Annotated in this window: 14 protein-coding genes; 13 read left to right on the plus strand and 1 reads right to left on the minus strand. The window is 46.8% G+C overall.

The window, feature by feature from the left end; translation table 11 throughout:
• The first annotated feature begins 56 nt into the window (after positions 1–56).
• From J2Z28_RS11680 to J2Z28_RS11695, 4 genes are read left to right on the plus strand one after another with little or no spacing between them, the layout of a single operon-like run.
• Positions 57–1037 carry an ABC transporter ATP-binding protein gene (locus J2Z28_RS11680; protein WP_017686951.1) on the plus strand — a complete coding sequence of 327 codons (981 nt, stop codon included), beginning with the start codon at positions 57–59 and terminating at the stop codon, positions 1035–1037.
• Positions 1034–1906, plus strand: coding sequence for an ABC transporter permease (locus tag J2Z28_RS11685; protein WP_211082611.1), 873 nt, complete (start codon positions 1034–1036; stop codon positions 1904–1906). Before J2Z28_RS11680 ends, J2Z28_RS11685 begins: the two co-directional genes overlap by 4 nt.
• A gap of 37 nt (positions 1907–1943) precedes the next feature.
• Positions 1944–5630 carry a non-ribosomal peptide synthetase gene (locus J2Z28_RS11690; protein WP_211082612.1) on the plus strand — a complete coding sequence of 1229 codons (3687 nt, stop codon included), beginning with the start codon at positions 1944–1946 and terminating at the stop codon, positions 5628–5630.
• Positions 5623–6648 (plus strand): hypothetical protein, encoded by a 1026-nt coding sequence (locus J2Z28_RS11695; RefSeq protein ID WP_211082613.1) that lies wholly within the window; start codon positions 5623–5625, stop codon positions 6646–6648. The genes J2Z28_RS11690 and J2Z28_RS11695 overlap by 8 nt, the downstream gene beginning before the upstream one ends.
• Before the next feature lie 475 nt (positions 6649–7123).
• Here J2Z28_RS11695 and J2Z28_RS11705 read toward each other — a convergent pair whose 3' ends face one another.
• Entirely contained in the window at positions 7124–10273 is a 3150-nt protein-coding gene (locus J2Z28_RS11705) for an alpha-mannosidase (RefSeq protein WP_211082614.1), read from the minus strand.
• A 231-nt stretch (positions 10274–10504) separates the two neighbouring features.
• Here J2Z28_RS11705 and J2Z28_RS11710 point away from each other — a divergent pair, with 231 nt between their 5' ends.
• The 9 genes from J2Z28_RS11710 to J2Z28_RS11750 all read left to right on the plus strand — a co-directional run bounded on the left by J2Z28_RS11710 (position 10505) and on the right by J2Z28_RS11750 (position 22507).
• Positions 10505–12337 carry a cache domain-containing sensor histidine kinase gene (locus tag J2Z28_RS11710; protein WP_211082615.1) on the plus strand — a complete coding sequence of 611 codons (1833 nt, stop codon included), beginning with the start codon at positions 10505–10507 and terminating at the stop codon, positions 12335–12337.
• A complete protein-coding gene (locus J2Z28_RS11715; RefSeq protein WP_017686958.1) occupies positions 12334–13896 on the plus strand; it encodes a response regulator transcription factor in 1563 nt (520 codons plus the stop codon). The genes J2Z28_RS11710 and J2Z28_RS11715 overlap by 4 nt, the downstream gene beginning before the upstream one ends.
• Before the next feature lie 286 nt (positions 13897–14182).
• Positions 14183–15088 (plus strand): ABC transporter permease, encoded by a 906-nt coding sequence (locus J2Z28_RS11720; RefSeq protein ID WP_205524889.1) that lies wholly within the window; start codon positions 14183–14185, stop codon positions 15086–15088.
• A 24-nt stretch (positions 15089–15112) separates the two neighbouring features.
• A complete protein-coding gene (locus tag J2Z28_RS11725) occupies positions 15113–16069 on the plus strand; it encodes a carbohydrate ABC transporter permease (RefSeq protein ID WP_211082616.1) in 957 nt (318 codons plus the stop codon).
• A gap of 58 nt (positions 16070–16127) precedes the next feature.
• Complete coding sequence (locus J2Z28_RS11730) at positions 16128–17627, plus strand: ABC transporter substrate-binding protein (protein ID WP_211082617.1); 1500 nt, start codon at positions 16128–16130, stop codon at positions 17625–17627.
• 95 nt (positions 17628–17722) lie between these two features.
• A complete protein-coding gene (locus J2Z28_RS11735) occupies positions 17723–20380 on the plus strand; it encodes an endo-beta-N-acetylglucosaminidase (RefSeq protein WP_211082618.1) in 2658 nt (885 codons plus the stop codon).
• 453 nt (positions 20381–20833) lie between these two features.
• The gene (locus J2Z28_RS11740) at positions 20834–20977 is read left to right on the plus strand and encodes a hypothetical protein (RefSeq protein ID WP_211082619.1); all 144 of its coding nucleotides are present in this window, start codon (positions 20834–20836) and stop codon (positions 20975–20977) included.
• A gap of 12 nt (positions 20978–20989) precedes the next feature.
• Complete coding sequence (locus J2Z28_RS11745; protein WP_211082620.1) at positions 20990–21817, plus strand: sugar phosphate isomerase/epimerase family protein; 828 nt, start codon at positions 20990–20992, stop codon at positions 21815–21817.
• Between the two features lie 258 nt (positions 21818–22075).
• A complete protein-coding gene (locus J2Z28_RS11750; RefSeq protein ID WP_211082621.1) occupies positions 22076–22507 on the plus strand; it encodes an RrF2 family transcriptional regulator in 432 nt (143 codons plus the stop codon).
• The last annotated feature ends 48 nt before the right edge of the window (positions 22508–22555 follow it).

The following is a 22555-nucleotide window of genomic DNA, read 5'->3' on the forward strand; positions in this document are numbered from 1 at the left end:
GTATTCGCCCTTCCATGAATTCAGCAATACAGGCAATACATAAAGGGGGAGAACAAGTGAGGGTACTATCCGCTGAGAACGTAACTAAGTCCTATGGTAAACACCTAGCGTTAGATAACATGTCCTTTGAGCTTCGCAAGGGTGAGATCCACACAATTCTGGGGACCAACGGTTCAGGTAAAACAACATTTATTAAAGTTCTGGCGACTCTGTTGACCAAGGACTCCGGAATTGTCAATATCGGCGGCTACGATTTGGATACCGATGCGAACATCATCAGGAGATTAATCGGATACGTGGGTCAAGATACTGAACGCTCTGCTTATGCGAGATTAACTGTTCGAGAGAACTTGATATTCTTTGGAAGACTTACTGGACTTAGCAAACAAGAGATTTCAAACCAGATTGACAAATTAAGTACGTATCTGGATTTCTCGGAACATCTGAACAAGCAATTTATGCAATTATCGGGAGGCCAAAAGCAAACCGTTGTCATTATGCGAGCCCTGCTGCATGATCCTGAAGTGATATATCTGGATGAACCGACCAAGGGCCTGGACCCCGTGATCTCCAGACGTGTACGTGAGTTCATTAAAAGTTATGTGCGGGATGAGGGGAAATCCATTATTCTGACCTCTCACATTCTGACTGAGGTAGAGGACATGACGGACCGGGTGTCCCTGATGCGCAAAGGAACGCTCCTTAAAACAGGTACAATTGCCGAACTAAAATCCAATCTGGGCGCAGTCGAATTCATCGACATTCCCAGAGCAGACTTGCCCCCTTCCATTCAGGAGCGAATCACTGCTCTGCCGGAGGTAACTTCCACCATTATTCGTGAGGAGGAAGACACGGTTTCCTTCGGAATCACGAACCTGTACGACGGGATGGGCGCGGTTATTAGTGAATTAAAAGAAGGCAATATCCATACGACCATTCAGCATAGACAACTAACACTTGAAGATTTGTTTGTTCAGCTCTATGTGAAGTCTGATGAAAATTTAGAGTACACATTGGCAGGAGGCAGAGAACAGTGAGTATCGAATATGCTAAAACCGGGACAGGTCAGGAAACGCTAAAGCTGCAAGCCATAGGTAAACCTACCGGATTTTTCGCCGTCGTGTGGGCAACAACCGTGAAGGAATTGCAGATTGCTGTAAGGTATCTGCCCAACTTCTTCGGTAACTTCCTACAGTTGGGTCTACGAGTACTCTTTTTCCTGCTGATGTCCACGTTTGTTGTATACGAGGGAGAGAATGTACTTCAAGGAGATAACCTGTTTATCTTTTATCTGGGTGCAATACTTGTATGGCTGTTCTACGGAGTAGCGTTAAACGCTCCGCTCGGCGCCGTGACGAATGATCTCCATAACGGCACATTGGAGTATCTGTACTGCAATCCAATCTCTCGTTATGCGTATTATGTAGGGACGGTTGTAGCCAGTGCATTAATGAATGTCATTGTGTTCATACCGATGTATATCCTGCTTGTTCTGTATGCAGGTCTCAACTTTGCTGAATCCATGATGATTCTAGTCACCTGTCTTGTGGTCATCGTTGCATTAATGGCGCTTGGCGTCATGATTGCACTACTGGGGATTCTGTACCGCCAGGTCTCATCCATTGTGGGTATTTTGTTTATCATGTTTGAATTTGTAGCAGGTGCTTATTTCCCAGTGGACCAGTTTCCGGCAGTCGTTCGTTGGATCGCATATCTCCTGCCTTATACCTGGGGGTATGATATGGTGCGTTATTACAGTTTCAAAACAGATTGGGTGCCCCTTGCACCAATCTGGATGGAATGGTGCATCCTCATCTTTTTCGCCATTTCGTATACAATCATCTCAATCGTTATGCTGCGCAAGGTAGAAAAGATGGCAAAGAAAAAAGGTCTCAACCTGATCTGATTATTCTTGATCCCAAAGAGAATGGGAGGCGTGCTAATTGTCAGCAGAGCCAGGTGCATTCATGCAAAATTTGCTATTATCGAGCCGAAAGTTCGAAGAGGAGAAGCAATATTGGCTAAACCATCTCTCGGGGGACCTTCAATTCAGCATGTTCCCTAGTGAACAAACGAGGGGAACATGGGGTGAGCAAGTGTTTGAGGAGATGCAACTTGCATTTCCTCAACTTATTTCAGAACAAATATTTCGTATCTCCGGGAACACCGAAGCAGGGGCATTTATTCTTCTTCTGGCAGGTGTTACATACGTGTTACACCGTTACCTGGACAATGACGATATAACTGTGGGTATTCCCGCTTCGTCAGGTGCAGCAAATTCAAGTCAACTACGTGCTATTCGCATCAATTTTGGTGAAGAGTGTTCTTTTAAGGAACTCGTTCTTCAGCTCAGGACCCTTGTGGGTACAGCCAAAAAGTTTAACCATCTTTCGCTGGAGAAAATTCTTGAATTGCTTGGTCATGAGGGGACAGACTTGTCAAGGGTGGCCACTGTGGTTCGAATGGACAATATGCAGGAGAATATACAGGAAACAGGCCCCCTAGGCGATATGGTGTTTTCACTTCAAATGTCTAAAGTGGGGCTGGCGTTACGCATGAATTACAATGCCGCATTATATTCTCGAGAAACCATTGAACAGATCGTAGACCATGTGATGCATGTGCTCTCGATGTGTACAGCCCTTCCAGATGAGGGATTACATCATATAAAGATGCTCTCGTTTAAGGAAGACCAGGTTATTCAACATCTGAATGATACGGAGATACGTTTTCCTGAAGCTCGTTCAATCATCCAGATGATCCAGTCTTGGTCTGCGCAACAGCCGGATATTCCCGCAGTGATCTGCGGAGATCATATTCTTACCTATCGAAGCTTGGATTGCAAATCAGATCAACTTGCGAAATACCTGTTAGCTCAGGGAGTAAGATCAGGTGCTATTGTAGGAATTCTGTTAACCCGATCGGAAGACATGCTCTTGGCTATGCTGGGTGTACTTAAGGCGGGGGCTGCTTACATGCCGATGGACCCCACATATGCAAATAATCGTTTGCAGTTCATGTTGGAGGATAGCCAGGCTGCGATTTTGCTAACGAAGCCCGATCTGATCGGCTCACTCATATACACAGGCCAAATAATCGATATTTCTCACATGGAAGAATGGGATGACCAACATATCTCACTGCCAGTTGTTTCGTCGGAGCAGTTGGCTTATTTGATATATACTTCCGGATCTACAGGCAGGCCAAAAGGGGTCATGATTGAACATCGGGCACTAAGAAACTTTGTGGAAGGTGTATCCCGCAGCATTCCTTTTGAAGCTGGCAAACGAATTCTCGCCCTCACAACATTCTCCTTTGATATCTTTGTACTGGAGACGCTCGGGGCACTCGCTAACGGGTTAACACTGATAATGGCGGTAGAGGAGGATCAGTTAAGTCCAAGCCGTATTGCGCATCTAATTGTTACTCACAACATTGAATTAATACAAATAACTCCTTCTCGACTGCGGATGCTTCAGATTGGGCTTACAGTAGATTCACCGGTATGGAGCGTGATTCAAATATTGATGATCGGAGGGGAAGCTCTACCGTATGCCTTGTATGAGGAGGTCGCGGGGATGACCTCTGCCCGCATCTACAATATGTATGGCCCCACAGAAACAACAATATGGTCGAGCATTAAGGAACTTTCGCCTACCTCGACAATTTCGATTGGTTATCCGATTGCCAATACCCGTATTTATATTCTGGATAAGCGGCAGCGGCATATGCCAATCGGAGCAACGGGAGAATTATGCATCGCAGGAGATGGAGTAGCCAGAGGTTATTGGAACAGACCTGAGCTTACGGCCGAGAGGTTTGTAAAAGATCCTTTTCATGAAGGCGCTTATATGTATAAAACAGGAGATCTCGCACGTCTCAATGCTAATGGAGATCTGGAGTATCTGGGTCGTTCCGATTTTCAAGTGAAAATACGTGGTTATCGGATCGAACTCGGGGAGATCGAGAACAGGTTGCTCCAGTACCCGGCGATCTCGGCTGCTGCGGTCACAGTTCGGTCAGATCAGGATGGGCAGTCCCTGTTATGTGCCTATTACACAGTAACGGAGAGCCAAAGTCTCAATCAGGAGCAATTGCGATCTTTTTTGCTGTCAGAGTTGCCTGAATATATGCTGCCCTCCAGATATACTATGTTGGATCATATGCCATATACGGCCAATGGGAAGTTGGACCGAAAAGCTCTTCCAGATCCCTTGCTTTTACAGGGAGAAGGGACAGATATTACACTTCCACGCAATGCATTAGAGCAGGTGCTCGCCGAATTGTGGTCGGATCTATTGCAATTGAAAGAGATTGACGTTCATGCCCGCTTCTTCGAAATTGGAGGGCATTCACTAAATGTCATCAAACTTGAGGCCAATATGGAGAGGCAGAGTATTCCGCTTACTGCTGATGAAGTGATGCGGTATGAGACTATTGCATCACTGGCTGAAGTGCTTCGAATCAAGGGATATGAAGTGGATGAGCATAACTTTGAAAAAGAGATACTTCTTGAAGAGCAGGATATGCCAGAGACAGATGGTGCAATGGAGCAATTTACCGAAGAAGTTGGGGCAACGGCGGAAGCGGATCATCTTATATTACATCATTCCCATAGGCCAATAGTTATCATCGCAGGAATAGAGCCGTTTAACGATGTTTTTTACAAAAACTGCTTCTATAATTCACTCTTTCCTGTATTGAACTTCTATTCTATTGGTGTACTGCCTGTGATGATCAACGACCGAATGCACTATAGATTCGATGAACATCAGAGCATACTCCGATTAGAGTATCAAGCTGTATTATCAGATGACCAGCTAATTGAGCGTATGGGGATAACTTATGAAACGAAGACCTACAACGAGGATGTACGAAAAGAGATTATGGAGGCGGTTAATTTGAACCGCCCAGTAATTATCCGAGTGGACTGTTATTACGAGTCCTTGCGCAAAGACATGTATTTACGTACCCACTGGCCTCATTCCTTATTAATCTATGGGTATGATCTCCAGCGGCAAGTCTTCCATGTAATAGAACATGATCACCGGGACAATCTCACGTATCAGCCGATGGAGATGCCTATGAATGATATTGTACAAGCTTACGAAGGATTCGTACGGCTTTTCATGGAGGAAGAAGAAGTACCCACGTTCTACGCATTTTCAGCTTGTGAAACTGTCTCACATGAAAGAAACAACATCATGCTGGGAGAACTGCGAGACATGTTTATTGATCATGTGCGCGTTACACAGGGAGAGATTAATCAGGAACTGAGTCATCTTCTGTCCTTCATACAGAAGACGTATCAGTTCAATGAAGAAGAAGATTCACCTGATATGGCCTATGCTGAACTTGTTCTCCAATCCATTGTAGACATTGTGAATGCCAAAAAGGTCGAAACCTATCGTATGCAACGGTTATATGAACATCATACCGATCTTGTTTCTGCTGCTCAGGCAATACAGGATCATTGGAGTGAGTTACGTAACGTGCTGGCGAAGGCGGTATATCGGGAGAATATGACACATAATCAGTGGAGAAAATTCACAAGCAAGCTGGAAGTCATTCATGAACTGGAGAAGCATAACTTAATAAATTGCTCAGGATTGGAGATCAGTCATGATTAAAAAATTGCAAGTGAACGAGCCTTTAATGACTACCTACCCACATCACGCGAGTCTCTTTTCCATGCTGGATTTGGACAAGCGTTCACGTAGCTGGATTTATCATAATTTTCTATTGGTCATCCTGCATCACAATGATGAAGGGGGCTATGGATTGGACGTCTGTTCACAATATTATCCTTGGCACAAATTCAAAATGTCGACATGCCCCATGTTAATTACAAGGGTGTACGATAGAGATATGATTTTAAAACAGTGGGAACTGCAAGATTTTATAGTGGAACTAATTCAAAAGAATAATTATATTTATTTCCTGAGAAATATTCCTGGCGGTGGTAAACATGAGGTATTCATCTCTGGATTCGATTCGGATCGTAAAGAGTTTTTGTGCCATGATTTTTGGGATGGATTCTACGGTGAGAAATGGCTTCCCTATGATGAGATCACTGTTATTCAAGATTCGAATTTCGATGCTGAATGGTCTACGGATTACCTAAACGGAATATGGGCCATTGAAAAGACAGATGAGTATAAGGAACCCAGTGAATATTATTATGAAACGGTTCTCCAGTTTTCCAAAGAGGATCTAATGAATATTTTGAAAGAATACGTAGGAGAGACTAATCAAGTTCGTAGTATTCTGAGAAAGGATCACCGTTATCTTGGAAGTGAAATATACGATAAGATGATTGATATGCTGGGGATGCAGAAGAAAGGGATGCAAAATCAGCCGTTTGCTATACATCCTTTTCACCTGCTTTACGAACATAAACAACTGCTTGCTCAAGCCATACTTGACTTTCTCCCCGATCCTTCGATAAAAATAAGGTTAGAAGAGCTGGTTAGCGAAGCTTTAAAACTCCGTAATCTGGTCATGTATATGAATCAATTCATCATGGAGCAGGGTGTATACAAAAAGTATGATGTCATGCTTGATAAAATCATTGAATTGAAAAATATGGAATTGGCTATTATGAAACATGTATTCGAATACGAGTATCAATCACAGTTAGGACAATAATTAAATACGACGTATCGCCGATAAGATAGACTCATTCATTTAATTCTTGAATGGGTCTATTGAACTTTGCGGTCTATCCGGTGCTTAATGCGCTAATCATCAAGTATGCTGATCTTCCCGGGCATCGGTCCCATTGTGAGCAGAACGGAGGAAGAGGCGGAGCAGAAGTATCAGGAAATTGCCGAACTGGTGAGTATTGATCAGGCGCTGAAAGCGCGGCCTGTTACGTACCGAGTATGAGCATGAGACACTGCGCGGTAATCTGGGTCTTGAGATTCCACGCAATCGATATACATTGGAGACGGTAAAATAAATAAAATCACAATGATGGTACAGCGAACTTGCTTCCAGTTCATAATGCTTTAAATGCGATCCAGAAAGCCCCTATCCTAACGATCGACACGAAGAAACCAGCATGTCACCCATCATCTGGGGACTTGCTGGTTTCTTCGGTTAAGCTGTTGCAGTTATAGGATTATATTCTCAGATCAATTTCAAACGTCTTGATTTCATAAGGTTCAATAGCAAAGGTTATCGGTGTATCATACAGGATTTCACCCTCCGGTACTTCCATAAGATTGCATTCTCTCCACGCGTGAATCCGTAGATCGCTTGTCAGTTCAAGCGTATTCATGCTGCCTGAATAATCATGAATGCGTACGATGACACGCTCGGAATCCTCCGCCTTCTTGACTGCCGAGATCATAGCTGTGCTGCCGGACAAGGTGAACATGGAGCGACTTGGCTGCTCTGATACGCCCTGTGTATATCGAGCTGGAGCATTCAGAAGCCAGGCCTGTTGCACGGTTCCGCCAACGAGCCAATCTCCCTGATGCGGAAGAAGAGCATAGGTGAAGCTGTGCAGCCCCTGATCGGCATGTGGGTCAGGGTGCGTAGCGCTCTTGATCAGGGTCAGCCGCATGACGTTATCTTTAATGTCATACCCGTACTTGGAATCATTCAGCAAACTGACGCCATAACCTCTGTCGGACAGATCTGCCCATTGATGGCCAACGGATTCGAAACGCGCCCAGTCCCAACTTGTGTTCCAGTGCGTGGGCCGTTTAACGTTACCGAACTGAATATCATAGGTGGCTTCAGTGGAGCGGATGCCGACTGGGAAGGCAACCTTCAGCAGTTGCTGCTGTTCATGCCAATCCACCTCAGTGGCGTAATCGATTCGTCGCTGCCCCGTATATACAGTCATGTTCTGCGTCATGGTAGAGCCAAGGTATTCCCAAGCGAAGCGAATCACGGCCTGGAGTGGCCCAGTCTCTACCACTTCAATGCTGGTGCATTTCGTAATCTCTCGCATGTCCTCCTGATAGAAGATATCAATATCCCATGCCTCATGGGCAAGTGGTTTGTCCTCGAACACCTGAAGCACATTGCCTCTAGCGCCTTTGGCTAGCACCTCACGGTGTGACTCTTTATCGTAAAGGCGGGTCAAATGCCCATTCTCATTCCACTCGAGCAGATAGAACGGTGTCTCAATTCCATTGGCTGTGTGGATGAATGGCGAATGCTCAGGGATATCGTTTACTGTCTTGCTCTGGAAGTGAATGGTGGTATACCCCAGCGAAGGAATATCCTTTACCTCGACGGCCCAACGTGCATTCTGGTATTGAGCGTTCAGGATCTCACCGGAATCGCTCAGCCAAGTTCCCATTTCCAATTCGCCTGATGCCGCGGGAATGCTCACGATTTCTGTAACGACCCATGGGGAGGAGTTCCAAATGGTGTACGTATATGGAGATTCTCCGCTGCCAGCGATAGCCAACCGAGCTTGCGTGTCTACGTGACTGCCAATCTGCTCAGCTTCTGCATATTCAATTCTGCTATCCTCATACACCTCTGTGATGGAGGAACCGGGAATGATGTCATGGAACTGGTTGCGCAAAATGATTTTCCAACCCGCAGTCAGGGACTTCGCTTGATACAGATTCCAGTCATTTTGCACGATACTTTGCAATGCATTCAGCCATTCCGCTTCGCGGTAAGCCAGCTCAAGCTTGCGGTTCATCCGTTTGTTGTACGCCTGACTGGTATACGTTCCGCGGTGATACTCCAGATACAGTTCGCCATCCCATGTATGGATGTACGAATCGGTTTTCTCCACCGTCTCTTGCAGCTTTTCAAAATAATCATCTGCGCGTCCTGTCTTGACCTTGGGCAATCCGGGCAGTTGATCCAGCCGCCGTCTCATCTCCAACATTTCGCGGTTAACGCCGCCTCCGCCGTCCCCGTATCCGTACGACAGCAGCAGATCCTGGTTCATCTCCTTATCACGGTAGGCATCCCAGATGCCTTTAACCGTCTTCGGAATTATTTTTCCGTTATAGGTATAGAACCATGACCCCGGCTCGGACCAAGGCTCAGGTGTAGTAATGAAGTGGGTCAGCACCTCTGAGCCGTCAATGCCGCGCCAGTGGAATGTATCAAATGGCATGCGGTTGTATTGATTCCAGCTGATTTTAGTCGTCATGAACGTATGAATACCGGATTTTTTCAGAATTTGCGGCAGTGACCAGCTGTAGCCGAATACATCGGGCAACCAGAGATATCGGCAATCCGTCCCAAACTCTGCTTTGAGAAAACGAGTGCCAATCAGCAATTGCCGGACCAGGGATTCGCCCGAGGTCAGGTTGCAGTCAGCCTCCAGCCACATGCCGCCGCCCGCTTCCCAGCGACCTTCAGCGACACGTTCCTTGATGGATTCGTACAGTTCCGGGTAGTCCTCTTTCACATATTCGTACAATTGGGGCTGTGTCTGAAGGAAAACATACTCCGGGAACATCTCCATCAGGCGCATGACCGTAGAGAAGGAGCGGGCGCATTTCTCGCGCGTATGCTTCAACCGCCACAGCCAGGCAACGTCAATATGAGTATGGCCGATACAAGTAACGGTCACATCAGAGGCCTTGTCCATCGCATTCAATCGGGAGCTTAGGTCATCCCTTGCCTCATGCACAGAAGAATAGAAGACATCGGACTTAGGCTGCGACCAGTCGATCAGGCGGAAGGACTTCTGGAGCGCATGAAGAAGCTTTGTGCGTTCCGGTGCATGGGCATCCAAAATATTGACCGTTTCCAGAATCGCCGACCCTGTAAATACAAGATCATCAACAGCTTCATCCAACCAACACAATTCTGCTTGTCTGAATGTATGCGTCTGGTTGCGGGGCTGACCGCCACCTTCCAGACCGGACCATAAGCGAAAGACTAACTCGTTGGTGCTGCCTGCGGCAGAGGCTGGAAAGAACACTTCCTTGTGGTTGGAATCTACGCCTTGATACGGCTTGCCATCCCAGTAGAACAGGGATTCAAAGCCGGAATTGTTTCCACCCCCGGTATCGCCAAAATCAAACCGTCCGACAATCCGTTTATCTTTCCAAGAGGAAGGGAACTCGACTTTTGTACGCAGCCACAAATAAAGATCTCGACCGGACCAACTTTCTCCTGTATACATAGGCTTCCAATGGCTATCATCTGCCGGAAGGACCGGGTTGATCTCTTCCCTGCGGTCTTCGCAGGCGAGAAAATGATTTAAAGGCAAACGATCCCGGTAACGGAGCTCGGATAATTCATGAATACGTGCGTGTAGTTTGTTTTCAGTAAGAAACATCGTTAAAAACCCCCAGTTCATTTTATCGGGGAGTGATTCATATATTGAGAGCATCCAAAGCGAGTATGTATGACATAACTTTATAGGGGAATGCGCCCATTATAGCGCTTCCATTCGCTTTTGACAAACTAAAATATGGATTGCTGGTCCTGTGCACTGGTGATTGTCGAATTTAACCAAACGGTGATACACTGAGTTGGAAATGGGTCTGGAGGAGGTGTTCAGGCGTGAATGTCCAGGATACGAACCATGTATAAGAACTACTTGAAGAAAAAAATGTTCAACAAAATCTTACTGTTTTATTCCATGGTCATGGTCCTGTTGTTCATCAGCATCGCGGTATTGGCCTACCGCTATTATGAACAGCGAGTGGTACAGGAACGAATGGATGCGAGCTTGCAGGAACTGGATATTGTCAGTATCAACCTGAATCAGCAGTACGAACGGCTGTATAACGCCGTGCAGCAGATTTATACCGACGCCATGATCGGCGATGATCTGAAGTATTTTTTGACTCATGAATACGAGGATTTTCTCAATTGGCGCCTGAATCAATACGCTTACAGCTACCGTACGGAGCGAGGGAACTTCGATTATCAATTACGTCTGCTGTTAAAGGATGAGGCTTCGATTGCAAATGTCGTGTTATACAGCACGGATCAGGATTTCTTCTATGTTCTTAATCGGGAGACCCAGCACTTTTACTATCATCCCAAGCTGTCTGCAGGGCATCAGGGCTGGTTCCAGCGGCTGAGGAATGCACCTTGGCAGTACATGGGCAGCGAACCGCTTTTCGAAGGGAAAATGGCTGATGAGCCTACCCCGTATAGCTACGCGAATGTGCTCAAGGACTCCGTCACATTGAAGCAGTACGGTGCAATTATGTTTGAACTGAATACAGACCGCATCCAAGGGCTGCTTCGAGATAGACTCGGCGGCAAGGACAGCCGGGTCATGCTGATGACCGGGGAAGGCCAGGTCATTTTCGATTCACTGGGCAAGGTTGACAACACCGTCTACCCGTACTGGGGGAAGATGAATTCGCCGGAGGATTGGGTGGATCTGGAGGAGCGCTCCAAGGTGCAGCTGCTGAATATCGGGAATACAGGAATGGTCGTGGCTTCTATTATTCCGGAGTCTCACATCAAACAGAGCCTTCAGGCGATTCGTTTCAGCCTCATTGGAATTGTGATTCTGTGCATCATGGTTAGCATCGCAGTGACGTTCACTATCATCCGCCGTTATTCCAAAAAAATTCACAGACTCGTGCTTTACATGCGTCGCTGGCAGGAGGGTGATCTAAGTAAACGTATTGAGATGGAGGGGGAAGATGAGCTGCAGCAGATTTCGCAGAGATTTAATCATATGTGTGATCGGCTGGAGTCTTACATAGAAACGGTATATGTGTCGGAGATCAAACAAAAGAACGCGCAGCTTGTGGCTTTACAAGCCCAGATCAATCCCCATTTTCTGTACAATACGCTCGAAAGCATCCGCATGAAAGCCATCAGTTTGGGAGCCAGGGATGTTGGGCAGATGATTTATATTCTCGCCACGATGTTCCGTCATTTGATCAAAAAGCAGACACATGTAACCTTGGCAGAGGAAATAGAGCTGTGCGGTATGTACCTGGCATTGGTCCAATATCGATATGAGGACAAGCTGCACGTGGAGACCCATATCGAGAATGCAGCGGCGGGAAGCATGGTCGTCAAGTTGCTGGTCCAGCCGATTATTGAGAATTACATTGTGCATGGTTTTCGTACGTACGATGATGATAATCGGATCTCCATCACAGCCGAAGAAGAGAACGGCGTGATTCGTATCCGTGTGAAGGATAACGGAAAGGGGATTTCCGCGGAGAGATTGCTTGAACTGCAACAAGGGTTGCATAAGGGCGATGAAGCTGCTGAGACATCTGACCGATCTTTGGGTCTTAAGAACGTGCACGACCGCATACGTCTGAATTACGGCAGTAATTATGGTCTGCACCTGAACAGTGTGGAGGGCGAAGGATGTGAGGTGACCATCAGCATTCCAGTTACAAGGGAGGAAACGGGATGAGAAGTGTAATGTTGGTCGATGATGAGCCGCTTATTGTGAAAGGAATGCAAGCCATCATTGATTGGGATCAGAATAATATGGAGATTGTCGGAACGGCTTGCAATGGGTTGGAAGCGTTATCAATGATGGACGGGGGGCCTGTCGATCTGATTATTACGGATATCATGATGCCGCAAATGACCGGACTTGAATTGATCCGGGAGACTAAAGCGCGTAATCCATATACTAAATTCATTATTTTGAGCGGTTACGAAGAATTCCAATATGTGCGGGAAGGCATCTCGCTGGGGGTCGAGAACTACCTTCTCAAACCAGTCAATATGGAGGAACTGGAAGCGACCATCAAGCATATGCAGCGGGATTGGGAGCATGAAGAGATGCGCCAGATTCAAATGGATCAGAGCTGGAGAATTCTGCGCAACAATATTTTGCAGCGGTGGGCGAACGAAACCATTGACGCCAAAGAATTCCGTGAGCGTGCGCAGCTGCTTGAGATTCCCATGAACAAGTCCACATATTGTGCGGCTTCTCTACGGATTGTAGGAGATGACCAGGGGGATGATCCCCAGATGTATCTGCCTGGAATTACTGAGCAGTGTGAGCAGATCGGGAACAAAGACCTCCCGGATGGCTGCGGTATCATCTGTTTTCCCGATCAGGAGGGAGACATCATGCTGCTGTTCGTTTCAGCCGGTACGGAAGGTAATGATGAATGGCAGATTCAGGCACTCACCAGGATGAAGCAAGCGGTTACCGAGGACACAGATGCACGTGTATGGGGAATTATCGGTCAATCCGAGTCGACATATCTGGGTTTTCCGAAGAGCTGCAAGTCCGTAAAGCTGTGGCTTAAGAATCATTTGTTTATGGATTGTAATACCTTCATCATGCAAGTAGAGAACGAAGAAGAAGCTACGAATCAGCATCAGAAGAAACCTGGGCCAGCGATGGAGCAGTTCCACAAGCTGCTGCGGGATGGGGAAGTTACTGAGGTGGACCGGTTCATCGACGAATTCTTCAATGTTGAGGGGAAGGAACTCTGCCTTGCGAGAACACCGTTCTTCAATTCTGCGATCCAGCTTATGCTGGCCGCCAAGGAACTGGAGAAAACGCCGGACTACGGAGATATTTTCGGGCCACTGTCCAGAATTCATACGCTCAACAAACTGAAACAATTGGTCAGAAAGGTTGTTCATCGCACGCTGGATACATATCATACCGCTGAGAAAACGTATAGCCCGCATATCATGGCTGTGCTGGAGGTGGTGAAAAATCACTATCAGGATGAGCTTTCACTTAAGACGCTCAGTCAGAGGCTGGAGCTTCATCCGAACTACCTTGGCCAATTGTTCCAGCAAGAGGTCGGTACCACTTTTTCTGATTATGTGAACCAGTACCGGATCGAGCGTGCTACCCATTTGCTGTTATATTCGGATAAAAAAACGGCAGAAATAGCGGGCGAGGTGGGTTATTGGGACTCCACTTATTTTTACAGACAGTTTAAGAAATATGCTGGCGTTTCGCCTACGGAGCTGCGCTCGATCTACATGAAAAAGTAAGCCGGGCGCTCCGGCTGAATGAAGACACTCCGCATGTGGGGGTGTCTTTTTTGTTATGCAATGAATGCACGATCTTTGATTAATCCATCAATTTATTGGTTTTTTCAACTATCTCAAAATTGGTAGCGCTTGCATAATGAAGGTAGGAGTGAACGAGGAAATCCAAAGCAACAAAAGAGCTAAGGTCCAGTGTTGATTATAGGGGATTAATGCTGGATGCAGCTAAAAGCGATAATGAACGAGATCATAAGGAGGGACAGCCGTGCAGGACATCTTCAAAAGTCTGATGAAGAACAAGGCGTTTCTTCTGTTGGTACTGCCGGGAGCAGCTTGGTTTATCATTTTTGCCTATTTGCCAATGTTCGGAACGATTATTGCTTTTAAGGACTTCCGGATTCATCCGGGCGGATTTCTTGAAAGCGTTCTAAAAAGCGAATGGGTCGGGTTCAAAAACTTTGAGTTTCTGTTCTCCACCAGTGACGCCTATATCATCACACGTAATACCATTCTGTATAACCTGGGTCTGATCTTTCTCGGGTTGGTGCTTGCGGTGACACTTGCGATCATCATGAACGAACTGCTGAACAAACGGCTGGCGAAGATTTACCAGACCGCGATGTTTATGCCTTATTTCCTGTCATGGGTTATTATCAGTTATTTCGTCTTCTCGTTTCTGAGTGTGGAAAAGGGTGTGTTCAACCAGATCATTACCTATTTTGGTGGAGATCCGGTCAGTTGGTACAGTGAGACAGGGTATTGGCCGTATTTTCTCATTCTGCTCGGCCTGTGGAAAGGTGCAGGTTATGGCAGTGTAGTGTATCTGGCGGCAATTGCAGGTATCGACCGTTCTTATTATGAGGCAGCGATGATCGACGGCGCTACGAAGTGGAAACAGATCCGGTACATTACGCTGCCACTGCTCAGACCACTAATGATCATCCTCACCATTCTGGCGATCGGAGGGATCTTCCGTTCCGACTTTGGACTGTTCTATCAGGTTCCGCGGGACTCTGGTGCGCTGTATCCGGTCACCAATGTCATCGACACGTTTGTATACCGCGGCTTGACCATTATGGGTGATACAGGAATGAGTACAGCTACAGGATTGTATCAATCGGTTGTTGGTTTGATTCTTGTCCTGCTGGCAAACTATGCTGTGCGTAAAATTGAAAAGGATTATGCCGTATTCTAGGCTTGCGGCAAGGGGGTGCTGTCCATGAGTAATTTAAGCGAACCGGTAAAGCGGGCATCAGCCCATGCGAAGAGGACCGGAAAGAAATCGAGAGATCTGAATGCCATTTCGCCATTATCCAATGTGATTTTTAATATAGCTATCGGTCTGTTTGCCTTATCTTGTATCTTTCCGTTTCTGTTCATCGTTATCATCTCATTTACCGATGAGAAGACGCTGGCGATCAATGGATTTAAGTTATTCCCTGAAGTCTGGACGCTGGATGCCTATCGATTCCTTATGGAATCCGGGCAGCAGATGGCCCAATCGTTTGGGGTTACCTTAACGGTGACGGTTGTCGGTTCCGCGCTCACACTGTATTTGGTCACCACGTATGCGTATGCCATTTCGCGCAAAAATTTTGCACAGCGTCGGTTTTTCAGCTTTTTGGCCTTCTTCACCATGCTATTTTCCGGCGGTCTCGTTCCCAGTTACATTGTGGTTACGCAGGTGCTGCACTTGCGGGATTCGATCTGGGCGCTGATCCTGCCGTCGATCATGAACGCTTTTTACATTATCGTTATGCGTACATTTTTCACGACCACCGTGCCGGATGCGGTTATTGAGTCGGCCAAAATCGACGGAGCTACTGAATTCGGGATCTATACGCGCATCGTACTGCCGATTTCGTTGCCGGGTATTGCGACTATTGGATTGTTCAGTACATTAGGATTCTGGAATGACTGGTTCAATGCGCTGCTCTATATCGACAATGCGAAGTTGATTCCACTCCAGACATTACTGATTCGAATACAGAACAATATGGATTTTGTTGTGCAAAACAGCAGCCGGGTTGTGTCCTACGACATTGCCTCGACACTGCCAACGGAGACCGTCCGCATGGCGATGGTTGTCTTGGCTACACTGCCGGTTGCGCTGGCGTATCCGTTTTTCCAAAAGTATTTTATACAAGGCCTGACCATCGGTTCGGTCAAAGAATAAGTTTGGTTGTGCCTGCCCTCCAAGGGCAGTAACAATAACATTGATAAGGGGGATACACATGAAGACAAGAAAAATCGCTCTGCTCATGGTTACTTTACTGCTTGCTTTTTCTACTGTTCTAGCAGGCTGCGGTGGTAGTAATACCAATGATACAAGCGGGAATACGGCATCCGGGGGAGAACCAGGCGATAAGGATACGGTGAAGCTCAAGGTATATATGATTGGTGGTCCACAGCGCGATCTGCCAATGGTGCAGGAAGAAATGAACAAATACTTAATGGAGAAAATAAATGCAACCGTCGACATCACGATGATTGACTGGGGTGATTATTCTAAACGGATGCCAGTCATTACCGCTTCGGGCGAAAATTATGATATCGCTTTCACCTCTTCTTGGGCTTATGACTATCTGCCAAATGCGACCAGAGGAGCATTCTTGCCAATCAATGATCTGTTGGATAAGTATGGTCAGGGCATTAAAGAGCAGCTTGATCCACGATTCCTCACAGGATCGCAGATCGATGGCCAAAACTATGCCGTGCCGGTTAACAAAGAGTTGGCTTCGCAATGGGTATGGCGCTTCAATAAGCAGTACGTTGATAAATACAACATGGACATCACCAAGATTCGTACATTAGAGGATCTGGAGCCTTACCTGCAGCAAATCAAGGACAATGAACCGGCCGACATTACTCCGCTGGCTGTTCCGAAGGGCTTTAAGCCTTATCTAGCGTTCGACTTCCTGTTGGGTGACGAATTCCCGGTTGGTATCAACATGAATGGTGACACCGGTAAATACGTTAATATGCTGGAATCCGAAGAGCTGAAAAGCTCGTTGAAAACCATCCGTAAATACTATCAGGCTGGTTATCTGCGCAAAGATGTAGCGACACTGGAGGGCATCGACAACATCAAAACAGGCAAATGGTTTGTTGACCGTGAACAGACACAGCCGTACGCTGAACTGGGATGGTCCAGAAGTGCGGGCTATGATATCGTGACTACACCGATGCAGGATCCGGTTATTTTCACTGGCTCAGCAACAGGCGCTATGCATGCAATCTCGGCGAACTCCAAGAACCCGGAACGGGCCATGATGTTCCTGAACTTGCTCAATACCGATCCATATCTGCGTAACCTGATCAACTACGGAATTGAGGGTACACATTACAAAAAGGTATCGGATAATGTCATAGAGGATCTGCCAGCGATGAAGGACGGGTTCCAGATGCCTGGTTTTGCCCTGGGTAATCTGTTCCTGACCTACATGCACAAGGAAGATCCAGCCGATAAGTGGGAAGCGTTCAAGGAATTCAACAATTCCGCGAAGGTTGCTCCAAGCTTTGGCTTCAACTTCAATCCTGATCCGGTGAAGACGGAAGTCGCTTCCATCTCCGCCATCGTGAAGGAATTCTACCCATCGATCATGACGGGAGCTGTTGACCCGGATGAGCATCTGCCGAAAGCGATCGAGAAGTTGAAAGCGGCAGGTCTGGATAAAGTGATTGCAGAAGCGCAAAAGCAATACGATGAATGGAAAGCTGCAAATCCAAAGTAAACCTGAAATAAAGAAGACATGGAAACGTCTGCCCGGTTGACGGGCGTTTCTTTTTACCCTGATTGGATTGCCAAAATTGGATTGGAGGGTATGGCATGAAAAAGCTTGGTGCGAGTCTCCTATTTGTAATATTGGTATGCGCTGTTCTTTCCTCGGCGGCCTTGGCAAAACAACCTTATTCATCCTATTGGCTGCCTGAACAATTGCTTAACTGGAATCCAGCTTCCGACCCGGATGCGGCCTTCAACCGGAGCACCATTCCGCTCCAGAGCCGATTCACGGGAGAGGCAGTTAACCCGAACGCAACGAAAGATCCCAAAGTCATGGCCTTGTCTGCGTTGAATAAGGGAACCAGCGGTGTTCCATCACAGGGCTCGGATACATTTTTCGCAAATACGTTCTCTTACTGGCAGTATGTCGACAAGCTCGTATATTGGGGTGGCTCGGCGGGAGAAGGTATTATTGTGCCACCAAGCGCCGACACGATTGATGCGGCACACCGGAACGGAGTGCCCATCATGGGCACAGTGTTCTTTCCGCCATCCGTATACGGTGGCAAATATGAGTGGGTGAAGCAAATGCTTCAGCAGAACAGCGACGGCTCCTTCCCGGCTGCGGATAAACTGATTGAGGTAGCGGAGTACTACGGTTTTGACGGCTGGTTTATCAACCAGGAGACTGAAGGTGGAACAGCCACTGATGCACAGTTAATGAAGGCATTCCTCCGTTATCTTCAGGATCATAAGCCCGCGGGTATGGAGATCATCTGGTATGATTCCATGACAAAGGAAGGCAATATTTCATGGCAGAATGCGCTGACGGACCGGAACGCGATGTTCCTGCAGGATAACGGGAGCAAGGTATCAGACAGCATGTTCCTGAATTTCTGGTGGAATGATCTTGGCAGTTCTGCGGCCAAATCCAAGAGTCTGGGCAGATCACCATTTGACCTGTTCGCAGGTATTGATGTGGAAGCGAAAGGATACGATACCAGTCTGAAATGGAATTTGCTGTTTCCTGAGGGGAAACCGGCTGTGACTTCCCTCGGCATTTACCGGCCGGATTGGTCGTTCAACAGCGCGGACAGCATGACCGATTTCTTTGCCCGTGAAAATAAATTCTGGGTAGGGCAGAACGGCAACCCGGCCAATACGGCGACAAGCCAGGCCTGGAAAGGGATTGCGAACAATGTGATTGAATCATCGCCGGTGGACCAACTGCCATTCACGACCAACTTCAACACGGGTAGTGGCGAGAAATTCTATGTGGATGGCACACAAGTGCGGGAGACTGGATGGAATAATCGAAGTTTGCAGGACGTACTTCCGACATGGCGCTGGTTAGCAGAAAGTAAAGGCACGGCGCTCAAGCCTTCTCTCGATTGGTCGGATGCCTATTATGGTGGCAGTTCCCTGAAGGTAGCGGGTACGCTAAGTTCGGCAAATGCCACCCATCTGAAGCTGTATCAAACCGATCTGAAGATTGAGCCAGCTACCAAGCTGTCGATCACGTACAAGACACAGAGCAAGCCGGGTATGAAGGTTGGCCTTGCTTTTGCAGACCAGCCGGACCAGTTCGTCTTTCTGGATGTGAAGAACGAGAAGGCAACCGACTGGACGACAGACGTGATCAATCTGACGCCTTACCAAGGAAAGCAGATTGCGGCATTGTCTTTGTATTTTGACAGTACAGAAACCGTATCGGATTATAACATCCATATTGGGCAGTTATCTATCCACAAGAACAGTGATCCATCGAACCCTCTTGAGGCCGTTCAAGCATTGAATGTCACCCAATCCGACTTCCGCGGCGGTATTTACGGTGATGCAAGGTTGCAATGGAACGCGTTGAACGAGGAAGTTCAACAATATGAGATTTACCGTGTACTGCCCGACGGCAAAGAGACTTGGGTGGGTGCGACAGCCAATAACGTGTTCTATGTGCCTGAGATGAAGAGAATCAACGCGGAACAGGCGACTGTACTGAAAGTCGTGGCAGTGAATGCGAAGTATGAGCGCGGCCAGTCTACCAGCGTGACCATCCAGTGGCCAGCGTATCCGAAGCCGGAAGCAGGATTCAAGGCCGATGCAACACTTGTCACACCGGGTCAGCAAGTGCATTTCATTGATCTTTCTTCCGAGGTGACGGAAGGCTGGTCGTGGACTTTTGATAATGGCAGTCCGGCTGTCAGCACGGAGCAAAATCCAGTGGTAATGTATGACAAGGAAGGCACGTACAATGTGACGCTAACAACTTCCAACAGCTCGGGGCAGGATACGGTGACGAAGGAGTCGCTGATTACCGTCAGCAAGGCTGCTTCTGGAATCCAAAATGTCGCTCTGGGCAAAAAGGCGACAGTTGACCACGCCTGTGGATCCGCGGAAGGTGCAGAGAAGGCGATCGATGGCAAGGTGACTGGCAACAGCAAGTGGTGCGCACTGGGTAACCAGCCGCATTGGCTGCAAGTTGATCTTGGCAAAGAACATCAGATCAGTGGTTTTGTCATCAAACATGCGGAGAGTGGTGGGGAGTGGTCTGGTTTTAATACGAACGACTATTCGATCCAGGTCAGTGCTGATGGCGTGAATTGGTCCGATGTAGTTCATGTACAGGGGAATACCGCAGCCGAAACCTCGGATGCAATTTCACTGGTCAAGGCTCGTTATGTGAAACTGAATGTGCTTAGACCTACGCAGGGCGGCGATACGGCAGCCCGAATCTATGAGTTTGAGGTTCATGGGTTGCAGCCGTAGTTGGCGGTTGAGAAGTGACAAGTGTAGCTGTGAAATTAGCAAAAAGGAACCATGCGGCCAATCTGGTTTCAATGACAGCTGGATATCCCTGAAGTATCCCATCTTCTAATGGGTGTACCGCATTGTATCAGACTACGACTGAATAGGATTGAATATGAGGCTCACAGATCATTGGATCTTGTGAGTCTTTTTACGTTTATGCTGGATTCGCTTACAAGGGTTTTAAATTCGTTGTTTTAGATAAAAAATCGGTTTTGCAATCAAATACAATGCGAATGAAAAGTCTTATATTGTAGTTAAAAAGAGTGGGGTTGACTATACGCTTCATGGCGGAGAAGATAAAATAAAAGTAAAGATAGATGCCATAACGAATGGAGCCGGTGTAGTGAATGACGCTTCCCGGTTGAGCCGAACGAATTCGTTAAGCATTCTCTGGTGAGAAATTCGAACATTGTGTTTGAACTGATGTTAAAGAACAAGCTGCATATCGAACCATTGATCAGTCATGTGATGAAGCCGGATCAAGCGCAAGAAGCTTACGAGGGTCTGAGATTGAATAAAGACCAGTATAACGGAGTACTGTTTGACTGGTCCTAGGAGGAGATTGGGATGATTAGAGGGTTAACAAGTGCAGGCTTAGGGAACATCGAGTCCAATGAACAATATATCACGAATGCTGCAAAATACGGATTTCAGTCTGTAGATTTGAATCCGCTCTCATTGATTGAAGAGGTTGGTAAGGAACAGGCCATACTGCTGTTGGAAAGCAATCAGGTGATCATCGGTTCATCCGGTCTGACCGTGGACTGGAGAACCACAGATGAACAGTTTCGTGAAGGACTTCAATCGCTGGTTCAAATGGCAGAAGCCTCCGCTTCGTTGAACTGTTACAGCTGTTGCACCTATATTTTACCTTCCACGGATCAGCCAGCAGCATCATTTATGGCGGCAGCTACCAAACGATTGAGATTGTGTGCAGATATTCTGGACGCCTATGGAATTCGACTAGGCCTGGAGTTTGTGGGTTGCCATCATCTGCGCACGCAATGGAAGAATCCATTTATTTGGAGTGTGGAGGATACGCTTGACTGGATCGAAACAATTCATGCTCCGAATGTAGGTTTATTGGTGGATTCCTATCATTGGCATACAAATGGATTAAAGATCGAAGAGGTGTTGGATCTTAAGAAGGAACAGATTGTCCATGTTCATATCAATGATGCTTATGATTTGCCTATTGAAGAATTGCTGGATCATGAGCGGTTATACCCTGGCGAAGGAGTAATCGATCTGCAGGGGTTCTTGAAGAATCTGAAGATGATTGGTTACACAGGTGTCGTATCTCAGGAGGTGCTGGCCCCAACGCCAACCGTCGATTCAAGTGAATTGTTTGCCAAGTCCAAAGCAGGCTTCGATAAAGTGTTTGCCAATATATAAACCGGATCAGTGAGAAGGCAGTTGGGAGGAATAGATGTGTATGAGCTATGGATGAATAACATTTCGCCATTCGTAAGAGCGGCAAGAGTGACGGAATCATTTTCTTTGGCAGGGGAATGGATAGACCACGATCATGTGTATACATACATCGAACAAGGGGAAGCGGAGTTCTTCTTGAGTGGGAATAGGCTGATAGTTGTCAACTAAACATAAAAGATATATAGTATATTTAGAAAAGAAATAGTTAGGATGAATGCAATGGCATACTCTACAGCCTTATCACAGGGAATCTCGATTCTGCTCTATATTCACGCTCTATCCGAGGAGAACTGTTCAAATTATTTGTCCACCAAGTTGATATCGGAGCAGCTAAATATTCCGGTTCCTACGACGGTAAAAGTCATTCGCAATCTGAATAACGCCAAACTGACAATGGCCAAAGAAGGTGCCAAGGGCGGCATATTGCTTGCTCAGCCTTTATCGGAAATCACGATGTTGGATGTATTCCTGGCGGTTGAACCCGGCAAAGACTTGTTTAAAATTCATACTGATGTAACACTCCAGGGACAAGACGTGGACGATGTGAAACAAAAGGTCATTCATCATCTTGAAGGCGCTGAGATCGCCATGCAGAATTATTTAAAAGATATACGGTTAACCGATTTGTTTCATAAAGAAAGAAAGGGTTAACCTCTTTTTTTGGCTTTAACTAGATATAATATATATCAAGTATATCTT

Source organism: Paenibacillus xylanexedens, assembly GCF_017874615.1.
Classification (GTDB): Bacteria; Bacillota; Bacilli; order Paenibacillales; family Paenibacillaceae; genus Paenibacillus; species Paenibacillus xylanexedens.